General features: G+C 46.4%; 11 protein-coding genes. 9 read left to right on the top strand and 2 right to left on the bottom strand.

Going from position 1 to position 14,015, the window contains the following annotated elements; all coding sequences use genetic code 11:
• Positions 1–4 precede the first annotated feature (4 nt).
• The 5 genes from GJS45_RS13200 (at position 5) to GJS45_RS13180 (ending at position 5,737) form a co-directional block, all read left to right on the top strand.
• Positions 5–1,432, top strand: a complete 1,428-nt coding sequence (locus tag GJS45_RS13200) for a DUF1501 domain-containing protein (protein ID WP_162342332.1) — start codon at positions 5–7, stop codon at positions 1,430–1,432.
• Positions 1,433–1,441: 9 nt separating this feature from the next.
• The gene (locus GJS45_RS13195) at positions 1,442–2,509 is read left to right on the top strand and encodes an NHL repeat-containing protein (RefSeq protein ID WP_162342331.1); all 1,068 of its coding nucleotides are present in this window, start codon (positions 1,442–1,444) and stop codon (positions 2,507–2,509) included.
• A gap of 256 nt (positions 2,510–2,765) precedes the next feature.
• Complete coding sequence (locus tag GJS45_RS13190) at positions 2,766–3,269, top strand: hypothetical protein (RefSeq protein WP_162342330.1); 504 nt, start codon at positions 2,766–2,768, stop codon at positions 3,267–3,269.
• Between the two features lie 65 nt (positions 3,270–3,334).
• On the top strand, positions 3,335–3,859 hold the full coding sequence (locus GJS45_RS13185) for a hypothetical protein (RefSeq protein ID WP_162342329.1): 525 nt from the start codon (positions 3,335–3,337) through the stop codon (positions 3,857–3,859).
• A gap of 222 nt (positions 3,860–4,081) precedes the next feature.
• A complete protein-coding gene (locus GJS45_RS13180) occupies positions 4,082–5,737 on the top strand; it encodes a hypothetical protein (RefSeq protein ID WP_162342328.1) in 1,656 nt (551 codons plus the stop codon).
• A gap of 187 nt (positions 5,738–5,924) precedes the next feature.
• Here the strand turns inward: GJS45_RS13180 and GJS45_RS13175 are convergent, their stop codons facing one another.
• Both GJS45_RS13175 and GJS45_RS13170 read right to left on the bottom strand, forming a co-directional pair.
• Positions 5,925–7,175 (bottom strand): MFS transporter, encoded by a 1,251-nt coding sequence (locus GJS45_RS13175; protein ID WP_162342327.1) that lies wholly within the window; start codon positions 7,173–7,175, stop codon positions 5,925–5,927.
• Between the two features lie 68 nt (positions 7,176–7,243).
• On the bottom strand, positions 7,244–7,804 hold the full coding sequence (locus GJS45_RS13170) for a Crp/Fnr family transcriptional regulator (protein ID WP_235954750.1): 561 nt from the start codon (positions 7,802–7,804) through the stop codon (positions 7,244–7,246).
• Between the two features lie 681 nt (positions 7,805–8,485).
• Between GJS45_RS13170 and GJS45_RS13165 the strand changes: the two genes are divergently transcribed.
• The 4 genes from GJS45_RS13165 to rluF all read left to right on the top strand — a co-directional run bounded on the left by GJS45_RS13165 (position 8,486) and on the right by rluF (position 13,201).
• On the top strand, positions 8,486–10,342 hold the full coding sequence (locus GJS45_RS13165; RefSeq protein WP_162342325.1) for an arylsulfatase: 1,857 nt from the start codon (positions 8,486–8,488) through the stop codon (positions 10,340–10,342).
• A gap of 386 nt (positions 10,343–10,728) precedes the next feature.
• Positions 10,729–11,166 carry a DUF4221 family protein gene (locus tag GJS45_RS13160; protein WP_162342324.1) on the top strand — a complete coding sequence of 146 codons (438 nt, stop codon included), beginning with the start codon at positions 10,729–10,731 and terminating at the stop codon, positions 11,164–11,166.
• A 313-nt stretch (positions 11,167–11,479) separates the two neighbouring features.
• Positions 11,480–12,469, top strand: coding sequence for a D-alanine--D-alanine ligase (locus GJS45_RS13155; RefSeq protein WP_162342323.1), 990 nt, complete (start codon positions 11,480–11,482; stop codon positions 12,467–12,469).
• Positions 12,470–13,201 (top strand): 23S rRNA pseudouridine(2604) synthase RluF, encoded by a 732-nt coding sequence (gene rluF / locus GJS45_RS13150; protein WP_162342322.1) that lies wholly within the window; start codon positions 12,470–12,472, stop codon positions 13,199–13,201.
• Positions 13,202–14,015 lie beyond the last annotated feature (814 nt).

The following is a 14,015-nucleotide window of genomic DNA, read 5'->3' as shown; positions in this document are numbered from 1 at the left end:
TGCAATGAATTATAATTGGAGAAGAAGGGATTTTCTAAAAAAAACCAGTGCCGCTACCCTGGCAGCCATGGCTGCGGGAGCACCTATGTCCGGATTTCTGGGATCCTGTTCGTCAAAGGACAAGATCAAAAGTAGTGCCGATACGGTGATTCTTTTGTACATGGCCGGCGGAATGGCGCATACCGAAACGTTTGATCCAAAGAAATACACCCCTTTCCGTAAGGGAATGGAATCCAAAGAGGTATTAAGCACCTTCCCATCCGTTCCGACGGCATTGGATGGTATTCAATTTTCAGAAGGCCTTGAAAACATCGGGCAGGTAATGGATCGGGGTACGCTGATTCGCTCCTATGTGGCCGCAGACCTGGGTCACATCCTGCATACCCGCCATCAATACCATTGGCATACCTGTTACGAACCTCCCCAATCGGTGGCGGTACCTCATATGGGGTCCTGGATGGCCAAAGAACTAGGGCCAGTCAACCCGGTGATTCCCCCCTTTATTAATATTGGGCAGCGCTTTACGGTTGGAGAAGGGGAAGAGCTAAAGGCGTTTCACAGTGCCGGATTTCTGGGTAGTGAGTACGGGCCTTTTCTGATCCCTGATCCTACCTCCGGCTTGGACAGTGTAAGGCCTCCGGTAGGCATGTCCTCCAAACGATTTGAAGCCAGAAATCAGCTATATGAACGCCTGGTCCAGGAAAGTGCCATGGGAGAGTTTGGCAGCGATTATCAGAAAGAGTCGCTAAAACGGTCCATGGAACAGGCCTACCGCTTGTTAAATTCTCCTGAAGCCAAAGCCTTTGACTTGAGCCAGGAGCCCAAAGAAAAATACGATGTGTACAATACGGGAAAATTTGGACTGGGATGCCTGATGGCTAAAAGGCTAACCGAGCAAGGAGCCCGCTTTATCAGCGTGACTTCGGAATACGAACCCTTTGTAGGTTGGGATACCCACGAAAACGGACATACCCGATTGGTGGATATGAAAAAGCTGATCGATGCCCCCATAGCCCAGCTCGTAAAAGACCTGGATGAAAGTGGCAGACTGGACCGGACCATGATTATCGTTGCCAGCGAATTTAGCCGGGACATGCTTACTGAAGGAAGGCCCGGAGCCAAAGTGAAGGACCAGGTGGAGGTACCCGATATTATTGATGACATGAAGAATTACGGCATGCACCGGCATTTTACGGACGGATGTTCAATATTGATGTTTGGGGGAGGGACCAAAAGAGGCCATGTCTATGGCAAAACCGCTGATGAGCGTCCCTGCAAGAGCATCGAAAAGCCCATCAAGATTGCGGCTCTTCATCAAACCATCTATCATGCGCTGGGAATCCATCCCGAAACGAATTACGAAATTGAAAAACGTCCGTTTTATACCACTCCGGATGGAGAAGGAGAAGCGGAACTGGACTTATTGGCTTAATCATCAATCATGAAACAAAATGTAAACCCAAGAAGGGAATTTATCCGAAAATCAGGCCTGGCCGTCGCTGGCGGTGTGCTGATTCCCAACATCATTTCTCATCAAACCCATGCCATGAAAAAAGAAACCATTTTAGGACATGGTAGCCACCGCTACCGGGTCATCGAAGGATGGGGAAAACTGGACCCTTCCAAAAATCCTGTGAATGACTGCCACGAGATGGTGGAGGATGCAAAAGGAAGGCTGATCCTGTTGACCAATGAAACCAAAAACAACGTCATCATTTATGACAAATCCGGCAAATTATTGGAAACCTGGGGTACAACCTATCCCGGAGCCCATGGCCTGACCATTAGTGAAGAGGGCGGGGAAGAATTCTTGTACATTTGCGATAATACCCGTAGTCAGGTCATCAAAACCGATCTGAAAGGAAAGGAAATTATGGTCCTTGACTATCCCAGGGAAACCGGTAACTACGACTATCCCCGTCAGTTTGTACCGACCGAAACGGCCATCAATCCGGCAAATGGCGACATTTACGTCGTAGACGGGTATGGCAAAAATTACATCACCCAGTACGATGCCACCGGCAAGCTTATCCGCCAATTTGGTGGGTCCGGAGAAAGCGATGAAACCTTCAACTGCTGCCATGGCATACTGGTAGACACCAGGGACAAAAACAACCCGACCTTACTCATTACCGACCGGGGCAACATGCAGTACAAGCGATTTACCCTGGATGGCCAATACATCAAAACCATTCCTACTCCAGGATCATTTGTATGCAGACCGGTGTTGCGAGGGGATAACATTTATGCCGCTGTATACCGCAGTACCACACAGGCTTATCCCAACTCGGGTTACATTACCGTTTTGGATAATCAGGACCGGGTGGTTTCCACTCCGGGAGGGACGGCCCCCGAATACGTAAATGGTAACCTTCAGGAGCAACGAAAAGACATGAGTTTCCAGGGGTTTATGCATCCACATGATGTTTGTGTGGACAGGGACGAAAACATCTATGTTCCCCAGTGGGCTTCCCAAAAAACCTATCCGGTGAAGTTGGAGCGAGTGTAAAAACTTGTAAGAAGGGTCTGGTAATGGAAGAAGGGTCTGACGGTTTAGAACCGTCTGACCCTTTTTCTTGGTATCTATAGGAAACCAGCTACCGGATATTCCAAGGGCCGGTATCTATTGGTTGGGTTTTCGCTAACCTTTATGGGAAGGAATCAGGGATATTTCCCCAATGGTTACAAATAATCAATTTTTTAGTTCCAGATCAGGACAAAAGGACCGTTGATCACGTATGGTTAAAAAACCAAACTTCAATTCAATGGCAAAACAAAAACCAATTGCTATCCTTTTTACGCTGCTTGTTTCGGTGCTTTCTCTGGCATGTACCGATTCAGGGGATGACTTCAATCATGCAGGACTTTACGGATCCTGGGAAATGATTCATTTCCATGAGGACCATGAATTGGACCTGGTCCATTCGCTGGTGCTAAACCGGAATGGGAGTTATCAAAGGTCCGTTACCTATCGTGATCCCGAAACAGGCCACAGGATTGGCTATTCCCATTTTCAGGAGGGAAGCTTCACACTTGAGGGAGAGACAATTGCTTTTGAAGCTGAAAAGGACCTATATATCGGCAATGAGGCGGAATGGGGCAACATGGATGACCTTATTGAAATGGAAATCAATTCCGGGGGCCAGCCTGTAAGCTCCAGCCTTGAATACAGGGAAAATGGATCAAAATTGACCATTATTACGGAATGCAATGATGTAATGTCAGCTATGTGTGCACCCGATCCGGTTTATTCGAGGGTAACCACTTAAGCCCGGATGAATAGGTACCGCACTCAATGTTGAATTATCAATCATTTTTAGAAACAGGTTAAAAAATGAAAAGCACCGTTTTCACTACTGCCCTACTGCTGATTGGAATCTTGATTTCGTCATGTGTTTCGGATGATCTGGAACACCAAAACGAATTCGAAGCAAGTCAATCGGCCTGGTTGGATTTTAAGGAATCGTCGGGCAATTCCTATACCTACACCGTCGTTTTTGGAAGTTGGGTGGGTTTTTCTTGGGAAACCACGCTAACTGTAATCGATGGGTCCATTACTAAAAGGCATTTTAAATATACAACGTTACCAGAAGACCTGTCAGAGGAGATTCCGGAGGAGGAATTGGAATGGACGGAAAACGAAAGCGAACTGGGCAGCCACCAAAAAGGAGCCGAACCGATGACCTTGGACGAAGTATATACAAAAGCTCAACAAGAATGGTTGGTGGCAAGAGAAAACGCCGAAACCTATTTTGAGAGAGAGAACAACGGGATGATCTCCACTTGCGGCTATGTGGAAAATAATTGTGTCGATGATTGTTTTAGGGGAATAAAAATAGATCGTATTGAAGCCCTTTGAAAATTAGCTGTTGTCATAAAAAAAGAGAAACCGGGGACTTCCAATAAATGTAGTAATTTAGGTAAAGGCCTATTTCACGGTTGAAATAGGCCTTTTTATTGGATTTTGTTCCGCTGGTCGAAATTTCTTTGGGTTTACGCTCGAAAATTTTTAGCTTTTGAACAGCTTATAGTCAAAAGCGAATGGAGTACCGTTTTACTATTTTCATTAAACCCAATTGCCATGAAAAACCTGTTGATCATCCTCTTCTTATGCACCCTTCAAGGCTTGCTGCCAGCCGAAGCTCAGGAAACAAGCCCACATGAATCCGTTTTGATTACCAACAACACAGGTCAAACGAAGGTAAATGGCAATGAAAAGGGGGAGTTAGTGGTCAACGTTACCCCCGAAGACCTGCAGGCATTTAAAGGCCGGGGACATGTTCGCTACAGTGATTTGGGTGCCAAAGGAGATGGCAAATCGGACGATATGGATGCCATCGCCGCTACGCATGCGCTGGCCAATCAGGAAGGCCTGTCAGTAAAGGCAGATGATGGATACACTTACTACATTAGCGGGAAACTGCGTACCGCAGTAATCCAGACCGACACCGATTTTGGAAAAGCTGAATTTATCCTTGATGATACCAATGTGGAAGACCGAACCAAACATGTGTTTTTGGTCAGTTCCACCCTGCGTTCATTTGACTTGCAAGGAGTAACTTCCCTCAAGAGGAACCAGGACAAAATTGAGGCTGATTTGCCTGGCTCCTGCCTGGTAACCGTTACCGATGCCAATGTGAGACGGTATATCCGGTATGGGCCCAACCAAAACGACGGATCTCCACAGACCGATATTTTTATCGTTGACAAGGATGGAAAGGTGGATGCGGATGCCCCCATCATCTGGGATTTTGATCAGATAACCGAAATTACGGCCCTCCCGATGGACGAAAAACAGCTCAGCATTACAGGAGGGCGGTTTATGACCATTGCCAACCAGGACGAGTCAAAATACACCTACTATAGTCGTGGCATTGCTATCCGGCGATCAAATGTGCTACTGGATGGCCTGGAACATCGGGTTACCGGTGAAGGAGAACAGGGTGCTCCCTACGGAGGCTTTCTCAATTTCCGGGATTGTGCGTATGTAACGGTTCGCAATACGGTATTGACAGGACACAAAACCTACCGGACCATCGGATCGGCTGGTGTACCAGTCTCTATGGGCAGCTACGATATTTCCTTGAGCCGTTCGCTGAATGTTTCCTTTGAGCATTGCAGCCAGACTAATGACATCAACGACCGCACCTATTGGGGCATTATGGGTTCCAATTTTTGCAAAAACCTGATTTTGGACCACTGCACCTTTTCCCGCTTTGATGCCCATATGGGGGTGGCCAATGCCACGGTCCGTAATTCCACTCTGGGCCATATGGGAATAAACGCGATCGGTACCGGCACCTTTCTGGTGGAAAACTCCACCCTGAACGGCAGGACGCTAATCAATTTACGTTCTGATTACGGCAGTACCTGGGAGGGAGAATTCATTATTCGGGATTGCGTGTTTATACCCGCAGGAGGAAGGACCACCAGTGCCAGCCTTATCGGCGGCTCCAATTCGGGGCAGCATGATTTTGGCTATACCACCTATATGCCGGAAAGGATTGTCATTGAAAACCTGCGGATAAAGGATTCCAACCATCCGGAAGATTACCAGGGGCCGGCGATTTTTGGCAATTTCAATCCCGAAATGACGGACGATACGTATGTGGAAAAGTTCCCCCATGTGCGACCCAGGGAGGTGATCCTGAAAAATGTGACCACGGAAAGTGGCAAGGAATTACGTCTCAGCGACAATCCCTATCCATTTCGAAACGTAGAGATACGTAAGGAATAGGGAAGTCCCTTGTCCGGAGGTTCTCGAAAGCAGGATTTCAAATCCTGGTTATATGTGATTCGACATTGCAAATGTCGAACAGCACGGCTCCGCGAAATTTGCAATTTCGTGGCCCAGATAAAGGGTATTTGCAATCCCCTGACGGTAGGAAATTGGTATTTCTTCCCAGGTCTTTTTGTTTTAGGTGTTAGCGACCAAATTCTTCCAAAGTCATTTCTTCTTTGTTAGAAATTTTCTCCGGCATTCGGAATTTAATAACAAGGGAAGAACCAATGGTCAGTACCCCAATAAGTATTATGGCGTAGTCAATGCCAAATAGATCGGCTGTGATTCCTGAAATTACCGCCCCGAAAGCATAACCCATGTCCCGCCATAGCCGGAACGTTCCGATGCTTTCAGCCCGCTGTTTGGGGCTGCTCGCCTGGGCAATGGTGGAGAGGAAGGTGGGATATACCAGTGCCGTTCCCAATCCTAAAATGGCAGAAAGGGAAGCCAATATGTAAAAGTTACTGCTATACGGAATCAGTAAGATGGCCAGGCCCTGCGCCAGCATGCCCCAAAAGAGCATGGCCTTTTTGGAATAATGGTCGGACATCTTACCGGTAAAAAGTTGCCCGATACCCCAAACGGTAGGGTAAATGGCTGTAATGATGCCTATGTTTTCATTGTTGTAATTGAGAGAGACAAGAATGATCGGCAGCAAGCCCCAGATCATGCCATCGTTCAGGTTGTTGATCAGCCCCGCCTGGGTCACGGAACTTAAGGTTTTGTTTTTGAAGGTGGTTTCCACAAAAACATTTTTCAGCTGTTTGGTAGTATCGGAAGCACTTTCTTTGTGCACAAATGCCCGCGTGTCCTTCACCCAGAGGGCGGTCAACACAAATCCGACCACCGAGATAAAGATTCCAATGTAAAAGGGATAAGGCGTAATGCCGTATTTATTGGCCACATAGCCTGTCAGAAAGGCCACCAGCCCTACGGCAAAATAACCGGCAAATTCGTTTAAGCCCATGGCCAGGCCCCGGTCTTTTTCTCCCACCAGGTCAATTTTCATGACCACCGTGCTGCTCCATGTGAGTCCCTGACTTACACCTAAAAGTACATTGGCAAAAATCACCCAGTTCCAGCTGCCAGCATAAATCAGCATAAACGGTATGGGCATGGCCAGCAGCCATCCAAACAGGAGCAGATTTTTTCTCCCAAAGCGGTTCGCAAGTCGTCCCGTATAGTAGTTGGCAATGGCTTTGGTGATACCAAAAGCCGTGATAAAGGAAAGAATGGCTGTTTTTGAAGCAATGCCAAATTCCATCTCCGCAAATTGCGGAATGATGGTTCGTTCCATGCCGATCATCCCACCCACAAAGGCGTTTACAATGACCAGAATGGTAAACTGTTTCCAGTTTTCTTTTAATCCAAGTTGTATGCTATCTGTATTCATCTCGCGCATAATTAGTCTGACAAAGGTCAGGCGATGGGGAGACAATACCTTTTACAAATGTTAAAAAATCAGCCCAGACCAGAGCGGATACGACTGAGGGAAACCTGTGTGATTCCCAGGTAGGAAGCGATGTACTTCAGCGGGATCTTTTGAACAAAATCGGTGGTTTCCAGCAGTTCAAGGTATCGTTCCCTGGCAGATTTAAACTGCAAGATTTCCAGCCGCTTGACGGTATTCACGTATTCCCGCTCAAAAATGAGCCGAAACAACCTTTCCAAATCGTGGTGTTGGTCGTAAAGGTGAAAGAGCTTTTCCGAATCAATGGCCACCATCCTGGTTTTATCAATGGCTTGGATGCCTTTTGAGGTAGGGTTTCCGGTAAAAAGGCTCTCGGCCCTCACAATGAGGTCATTTTCAAAGGCAAAGTGTTCGGTAATGTCAATGCCGTCTTTATAATAAAAAATCCTGGCCCCACCCGTTTTTACAATGTAAATCGTCCGGCACCTACTGCCGAGTTCCTGTACGATCTCATTTTTGGCATAGCCTTTTTCTCTGATAAGCTGTTCCAGGGCTTTTTTTGCTTCGGGACCCATGGGGTAAATGGTATCAAAAAAATCGAATAGGTTCACAATGGGTTTGGTTTGGTGCATAGCTGGGGTATATGGGGTAACTGCTTAACAGGTTGACCATTCAATCGGTAAGTTAGTAAGCCCACGACCGGTAATCAAACCAAAACCATCGTCAGACAGGCCTCTGCTTTTGCGACCTCACTGCCCGGATTTTTTAACGCCAAAACCTGCAAGGCGGAAACTAACTATTTAACGGGGCATAACCCGAATTAAGTATAGTGATTGGATAATTCAAAAAATTAGACAATGAGCACGGGTCCGATAATGCGGTTTAATGAATTAGCGTATGTACTGAATAAATGCCTAATTCAACCCAAGAGTATCATTTATTTAGTAACTCAGGCATGGTCACTAATACAGGTATGGAGTTAAATGTAGCTAAATGTTGAATTTTGAAGCAGTCTGAGTTTGTGAAAGGAAATTTGATGCATCTGTCAAGTACAGCATATTGTTGAGAATTGAAAATAGGATTTTTGGTAATCATCTCATCATTTATTAAAGCTAACATAGTACATGATTTGGTCAACAAATTGGTTGGCAATTAGAAAGGCATTGCTGTACCTTTAAACTGCTACTTTCCCGATTGATCGGGATCTTGATGGTTGAATTTTCCTTCTAATCTAAATAACCAGAAATTATTTGTGGCCTACGAAACCTGGCGTAAATAAACTGTATTTTCTTATGCATGTTGGACTGCTATCTGCGCTTTTATATGGGTGCATGGATAATAATGCGGATAGTACCCCGGGGCAGGAGCGTCCAAATGTGATTTTGATAATGAATGATGATCAGGGTTATGGAGATATCGGAGCGCATGGCAACCCTAACCTGAAAACCCCCCATCTGGATCAGCTTTATCAGGAAAGTGTACGCCTTACGGATTTTCATGTGGACCCAAGTTGCTCGCCTACCCGGGCGGCCATCATGACGGGGCAATATTCATCCCGGTCAGGCGTATGGCATACCATCGGGGGCAGGTCATTGTTGCAGCAGGATAAAGTGACGATCGCTGATCTGTTCCGAAACGCCGGCTATCAAACCGGGTATTTTGGCAAATGGCATTTGGGTGAAAATTACCCTTTTCGCCCGATGGACAGGGGCTTCCAGGAAACGCTGGTTCACGGGGGTGGGGCGTCTGCCATCCATCCCGATTATTGGGGGAATGATTATTTTGATGATGTGTACCGGCATAACGGCATATTCAAACAATATGAAGGCTATGCAAATACCGTATGGTTTGAGGAAGCCCTGACATTTATTGAAAAAAACCAGGACGAGCCCTTTTTTACCTACATTTCTTCCAATATTCCCCATGCCCCTTTACTGGTAGATGAAGCCTATTCTGCACCCTATAAGTCGGACTTGTCAGACCGGATTGCCAATTATTACGGCATGCTCGCAAAGTTCGATGAGGATATGGGTAGGTTTCTAGCGGAGATAGACCGGATGAAGTTGCGGGAAAATACCATTGTGATATTCATGACGGACAATGGCCCCGGCCCCTGGTTTGGAGGGATTATCCTCGATGAGGACCTATTTGTAAAGGAGGGGTTTAATGCCGGCATGCGGGGAGGAAAAATAAGGGGATACGAAGGGGCGCACCGGGTGCCATTCTTTATTCGCTGGCCTTCGGGAGGTATTGGTGGCGGCAGGGATGTGGATCAACTTACGGCACACATTGATATACTGCCAACCCTCATTGACCTGGCCGGCCTGGATGCACCTGAAGGATTGGAGTATGATGGACGGAGCCTGCGGCCTTTGCTGACTGGTTTGCAGGAAGAATGGGAAGATCGCACCCTTTTTGTTCACAATCAACGGTTGCAATACCCGGAAAAGTACAAGGATTTCCAGGTGTTGACCGAGAAATGGAGATTGGAAGGACGCGATAAAAAGGAGCTGTATGACATCCAATCGGATCCGGGACAAAAACAGGATATTGCAGCTCAAAACAAAGAGTTGGTGGATTCGCTGACCAAAAAGTATGAAGCCTGGTGGCAGCACATATCCACTGATTTTGACCGGTACAATCACATAATTATCGGAAATGAGCATGAAAACCCCTCCACCATCTATGCCCATGATGCCCTTAGGCCTGAGGATGGATTGGTCTGGGCACTCGATGTGGATCAGGAAGGGCTGTATGAATTTCATCTCTATCGCTGGCCCATCGAATCCGGCAGGAGAATCGTAGAAAATGAAGGAGCCACTTTTCGGCACAACCTTTCCCCCACATCCACTTTGGAGGACGATCGCTTTCGTATTGAAACCGACGCTGATCCTGGTACAGCAGCTATCAATACCGCCCATTTGATCATTGGCAATCAGGAGCGGCAGGCGGAAGTGAATCCTGATAGGAGAGCAGCCAGCTTTCTGGTGCATTTAAAACCAGGTGAAACGGCTCTAAAGGCATGGTTTTCCGGAGACAAAAACTACAGCGCCAATTATGTGCATATCCGAAGGATTGGTCCGGCCGTTAGCCAAGATACCACCGGATATCAGGCGGTTCATGCCGATCTAATTTTAAGAGGGGATTAGTGGGGGAGTGAGAATTATGTGCTGGGTCAAATTTGCCATTTCATCCCTGATACCCGCTCCTCGGAATTTGTAATTCCGTGGATAGATAAAAGGGGATTTGTAATCCCAGGATAGACATGAAGATCCTCCTAGGAAAACCCTATGCCAACAGTCCATTTGAAATCGCCAGGAATTAAGAACGAGAAATTTCATCTTACAATCAAACCACCACAATCAGCACATCCTATCATCAAACCATCAACACTATTGCTGGTCAATGGCCTCCTGATGCGCTTTTTTTACCTGTTCTGCCAGGGATTCGGGTTCCAGTTATTCTCCTGATCTTAACCTTTTTTAACCTCGCTTTCCCATAAAGTATTTTTAATTTACACTGTCCTAAATTTGATATGATGAAACAATTACCGCTGCTCATTTTGACAATGATCGGCTTTTCCTGTGGAAACAAGCCGGAAACCAGCACTACCGATAGTTTGAAAATTAAAATGGATACCCTGATGGTGGATGCAGGAGAGGAAATACTGTATCTGGAAGGAGCCGATTTTGCTCTTGCCCCAGACGGGAAATACCTGTATAACTTCAATCAGTATGACCATACGCTGGAAAAAATAGACCTGGAGGAACGTCGGCTACTGGAAAAGCTGCCCTTTGAAAAGGAGGGCCCAAACGGAACCGTAAGTCCCATCTATCATTTGAATATGCTGGACAAAAACCATGTCTACCTGTCAGATAATCCGGTGCGTTACTTTGTCCGGGAGGGCGATATTTGGATTTTTGCCAATATAGCCGATGAATTGGGTTTTATTCGATTGGCGGCTACTTTTTAAGGAATGGTATTTTATAATTCAGCAGACCGGTAGTTTTCAGTGGAAGTTTGGGATTACCAGCAGAAGAACAAAGGTAAATTTCACCCGCTCCCTGGAATTTGTAATTCTGTGGTTCAGATAAAGGGGGATTTGTAAACGCTACTTATCCTCGGTTCGGCATTGCAAATAGCGAACAGCGGGAACTATAGTTTCGACAGGTTCAGGTACCACAGGAATCGGAATTTGGAAATGAAAGCATAATAAGTACGTGAACCTCTTTCTATTTCTATTTTAAATTAAAATTCCGGTAATTCGTACCAGTAAATCTTTATCCATGACAAAGAAAAAAATCGCCCTGATCATGGGCGGCTATACGGGGGAGGCCGTGGTCTCCGAAAAAAGTGCCGCCGTGGTGGCCCAACACCTGGATCGGGACCGCTATGAGGTTTATCCCCTGCATATCTATCCGGGAAATTGGTACCTGGAAGAGGAAGGCGGAACCCAATGGCCGGTGGACAAAAATGCGTTTACCGTAGAAATTAACGGGGAGAAAGTTGCCTTTGATGGTATTTTCAATATCATCCATGGCTCACCAGGGGAGGATGGGAAACTGGCGGGTTATTTTGACATGCTGGGCATCCCCTATACCACCTGCGATGCGCTGACTTCTTCCATTACCATGAACAAGGGCTATACCAAAGCTATACTGGAGGGTATACCCGATCTGTACATGGCCCGCTCCCTGCAGCTTTTTGCCAATGGGCCGCAAGCCGCCTCGGAAGTGCTGGCACAGTTGAAACTACCTTATTTTGTAAAACCCAATAATGGGGGCAGCAGCATTGGCATGAGTAAGGTGAAAACGGCAGAGGAGCTGGAAGAAGCCTTGAACAAGGCCTTTCAGGAGGACAAACAGGTTTTGGTAGAGGAATTTGTGACCGGCAGGGAGTTTTCTATTGGCATTTATAAGACCGATGGGAAAGTTACCGTACTTCCATCTACAGAGATCATCAGTTCCAAAGAGTTTTTTGACTTTGAAGCCAAATACATACCGGGTGTATCGGAGGAGATTACCCCAGGCCGTATGGAGGAGCGGGAAGTAGTGCGGGTAAGTCGGATTGCGGAGCAAGTTTATCGGAAACTCAATTGCAAAGGCTCGGTAAGAATGGATTATTTTTTGGAGAGGGAGACGGGTAATTTTTTCTTTATCGAAATCAATACTGTACCCGGACAGACGGAAACCAGCCTGATTTCCCAACAGGTTCGGGCAACGGGAAAAACACTGAAGGAATTTTATACCGAGTTGATAGAGGAAATGTGGGCCTAAATGGAGGATAAAAACCGGGTACGGATCAACAAGTATTTGAGCGAGGTGGGATACTGTTCCCGTCGGGCGGCAGATAAACTCATTGATGCAGGCCGGGTGACTATCAATGGGAAAGTACCTGAAATGGGAACAAAAATCGGCCCGGAGGATGAGGTACGGGTGGATGGAAAATTGATTGCCGAACCGGAGGAGAAGCCCGTTTACATTGCCCTGAATAAACCGGTGGGCATCGTATGTACCACGGACACGAAAGGGGAGAAGGACAATATTGTGGATTTTGTCAAGCACCCCCGGAGGATTTTTCCCATCGGTCGCCTGGATAAGCCCAGCGAAGGCCTGATCCTGCTGACCAGCGACGGGGATATTGTCAATAAAATCCTGAGGGCTGGCAATCAGCACGAAAAGGAATACCTGGTTCGTGTCAACAAGCCCATTCGTCCAGAATTTATAGAGAAGATGAGCAGTGGAGTACCCATATTGGGAGTGATGACCCGAAAATGTCAGGTAAAACAGTTGGGGAAAAACACCTTTAAAATCATCCTGACTCAGGGACTCAACCGGCAAATCCGGCGTATGTGCGAATACCTGGGCTATCAGGTGGTTTCCCTGAAGCGCATCCGCATCATGAATATCCACCTGGATTTGCCTACGGGTCAATGGCGTGACCTGACCGAATCAGAATTACAAGAAATCCAGCAGCTAGTGGCTCACTCGTCCAAAACGCAGCCCTGAAAAGGGCATTTAGAGGTTTTAAAGACCCTTTTTGACTTTTCCTTTGAAAAATAGTTAATACCAGTACCTCATTCTAGCTTATGATTATCAATTAAGCAAATTAAAATGATTTTTATTAAAAAAAATGTAAATATTTACTACAATCATTGATATAATTTTATTTTATGGATCGATTTATTACCTTTGAAATAACAAACAAAGACAAAAGGTCTTAGAAAGTTTGAAATCTTGTAGGATGATGAAACTGGCAGACATGCCCCCCTGTCTCGGGGGTGGAGAGTCCGGAATAAAGCAAATAGCGAGCTCGTATTTTGCCCAACCGCTCCGTGGAGGTTCGAATCCTTCTCCTACAGCAGGTTATTTTGGGTTTATTGTTAATTGACTAAAGCTATGGAACAGTGTTTCATGGCTTTTTTCTTGCATTGAAAAACTAATTTTTTGGTCAAATTATCATCAAATCACCACATCATCCCTTCGTCTGCAAGTCTCTCAGTCTCTAAATCTAGTGGGTAAATCAAGGGGGCCCGGGGGGTGGTCCTAAAGTGCCGGGGCATTGGCGGAAAGCCGGCTTCTTTGTTGAGCAGCTGGATAGCCAATGCAGGAAGGGTCAGTTCCCCTATCCCCGGGCTGCGCCTCCCTTGTCGGCTTACCCGGGGTTAGCATCTTTTCACCCTTTCAGGGTTTGGTTTAGTTCACTACATCATCAAATCACCACATTACCAAATCATCCCTCCGCGCCCTTCGTGCCTCCTTTGTGTCCTCCTATGTTGAAAAGCAAACAAAACAGCTAAAATTCCACATACTTTTCCATTCT

Origin of the sequence: Cyclobacterium salsum (assembly GCF_010119245.1) — a bacterium.
GTDB lineage: Bacteria > Bacteroidota > Bacteroidia > Cytophagales > Cyclobacteriaceae > Cyclobacterium > Cyclobacterium salsum.
This window is presented reverse-complemented; position numbering and strand designations above follow the sequence as displayed.